Here is a 2,591-nt window from a genome sequence, read left to right as displayed (position 1 = left end):
GATTTTTGAGAGAGGGTGAGACTCATACCGAAGGCTATTCCGGAACAGGACCAAAGGTCAAGTCTGGTCTGAATTACATTGTTGATTTTAAACCCCGCCCGTTTGGTCTGAATTGATTTTTCTGGCCAGGCTACTTGAGTCCGCAACGCCCAAAAGAGGCATATTACAGCCGTTTTGGGGTGGAGTATCGACCGGTACAACCGGGATTTTACCACCTCTGGCAACACAAAAATCGTACCGAGTCGTACCACGCCCGTTTGGTCTGAATAAGCCGCCCGTTTGGTCTGAATTGACCGCCCACTTAGTCCTGGATAACCGCCCGTTTGGTCTGACTAATGCGGTACAATCAATTGATAATTAACAAAAATTTTCATCTGAAATTGAAATTAAAGAAATTGAACTTTTCCGTTGTGGATAACTCATTCTGTGGATAACTTGATTCAAAAGATTGAACCGCCCTGGGTTTGCCGGAGGCTCCAACTCCCAAATAGGATGGAGCCATGACGAGTCCGATGACGAACAAGTTTTCTCCTGAAGTCCGCGAGCGGGCGGTGCGGATGGTGCTGGAGCACGAGGGCGAACATCCCTCGCGGTGGGCGGCGATGGTGTCGATAGCCGCGAAGTTTGGCTGCTCACCGCATACGCTGCGTGAATGGGTGCAGAAGGTGGATCGCGACAGCGGCCGCTCGCCTGGTGTTCCGTCGGAAGTGTCGGCGAAGCTGAAGGCACTGGAACGCGAGAACCGCGAGCTTCGCCAGGCGAATGAGATCCTGCGCAAGGCGTCGGCATATTTGCCCAGGCGGAGCTCGACCGCCGGTTCAAACCATGATCTCGTTCATCGATGATCACCGCGGGGCTTATGGGGTCGAGCCGATCTGCAGGGTCCTGCCGATCGCCCCATCGACCTACTAGGGGTAACGCCAAGAACTGTGCGTAGCTGTACGACATTGAAGAACGAATCAGCAACCTGACACTGGAAGCTCGGATTTTCTCAGCAGTTTGCTCATCTGGGCGCAACAGGAAGTCCTGGATGCCGCCGCTAACGCTTCGCTGGCGGCTCGCAGCCGAGGGGGGATAGCCAACATGGATAGCCAATTTGGCTATGGCCAACTTACATTGGCTTTTCCGTTCTTGACCATGCTGTTTGCGATTAGCCAGGATGGGTATACCCATCCTGGCCGCCATCCATGAAAATCGCCCGCATCTACCTTCGCGTCAGCACTGCCGAGCAGGACCTCACCCGCCAAGCTGAAATCGAGCACAGCACTCGGTCGGCGGGCTATTACATCGCGGGCGTCTACCGCGAGAAGGCTTCGGGTGCCCGCGCCGACCGACCCGAGCTTCTCAGGATGATCGCCGACTTGCAGCCCGGTGAAGTGGTTGTCGCGGAGAAAATTGATCGCATCAGCCGACTTCCTTTGGTCGAAGCTCAAAGACTGGTGGGCTCGATCCGGAGCAAGGGGGCAAGACTGGCCGTGCCGGGCCTGGTCGATTTGTCCGAGTTCGCGACCGAGGCTGACGGCGTGGCCAGGATCGTGTTGGAATCGATACAGGAACTGCTGCTCAAGCTGGCGCTGCAAATGGCGCGCGATGACTATGAGACACGCCGCGAGCGCCAGCGCCAGGGTGTGCAACTTGCCAAAACGGCCGGTAAATATGCGGGGCGCATCTCCGATGCCGCCACCCATCAGCGGATCATCGCGTTGCGCGGCGCAGGTCAGTCGATCAAGCGTACCGCCAATCTGGCTGGGTGCAGCGAAAGCCAAGTGAAGCGGATATGGGCAATCCACCTCAAACAGGAGCCCGGAGATTGAGCGTGTCGCGCCGCCCTCTGCTCAAAGCCGATCAATGGTCCGCTCTTGTCGACATGCCGACGGACGAGGAGAGCCTGATCCGGCACTGCACGCTCGACCGTGCCGAGTTGGATCTGATCCAGGCCAAGCGTACCCCGCACAACCGTCTCGGTCTCACCATTCAGCTCTGCTTTTTACGCCATCTCGGTCGGGCGATCCTTTCTGGTGAGACGTTCCCGGCGCCGATGGTCGCCTTCGTCGCCCAACAGATCGGCGTCAATCCGGGTGCATTGGCCGAGTATGCCCGGCGTGACACGAACCGGCGCGAGCACGCGGTCGAGGCGCAGCGCCATCTCGGGCTGCATCCGGCCGGTCGCGATGACCGGCGCGTAGCACTTCTGGCAGCGATCACCACAGCCGCCGCGACCGATCTGGGAAAGCCGATTGCCGAGGCGATCATCGCCGCATTCAGGGAGCGCAAGTCGGTGCTTCCGGCGACTGATACGCTCGACCGGATCGGCCGCGCCGCACGGGTCATCGCGCGGCGCCGGATGGAAGCGGCGCTGCTCGATGGTCTCACGGCGGAGGGGCTGGCCACACTCGACGGGCTGCTCACCGTCGATCCCACCATCCGGCAAACCCGCTTCGCCTGGCTGCGGGCCTTGCCGGAGGCGCCGAGCGAGAAGAATCTACTCGCCCACCTCGAACGGTTGAGCTTCGTCCGGGCGTTCCACCTTGACCCGCAGCGCCGCGTACACATTCATCCGGACCGCTGGGCCCAGTTGGTGCGCGAGGGCG

2 protein-coding genes, 1 pseudogene and 1 other annotated feature are annotated in these 2,591 nt (G+C 59.6%); all 3 genes and pseudogenes read left to right on the top strand.

Annotated elements, in window-relative coordinates; genetic code table 11:
* Positions 1-500 precede the first annotated feature (500 nt).
* Positions 501-909, top strand: a pseudogene (locus ACIDOCELLA78_RS000000113085) (transposase); the annotation flags it as partial.
* Positions 785-900 (top strand) — a sequence feature (AL1L pseudoknot). Its footprint overlaps the pseudogene before it by 116 nt.
* 278 nt (positions 910-1,187) lie before the next feature.
* A complete protein-coding gene (locus ACIDOCELLA78_RS000000113080) occupies positions 1,188-1,814 on the top strand; it encodes a recombinase family protein (RefSeq protein ID WP_201729867.1) in 627 nt (208 codons plus the stop codon).
* Between the two features lie 2 nt (positions 1,815-1,816).
* Positions 1,817-2,591: DUF4158 domain-containing protein (locus ACIDOCELLA78_RS000000113075; RefSeq protein ID WP_249676903.1), on the top strand; the 775-nt coding region annotated here is incomplete at its 3' end.

The organism is Acidocella sp. C78, assembly GCF_907164655.1.
The sequence above is the reverse complement of the archived record's forward strand: the minus strand, read 5'-3'. Positions and strand labels throughout refer to the sequence as shown.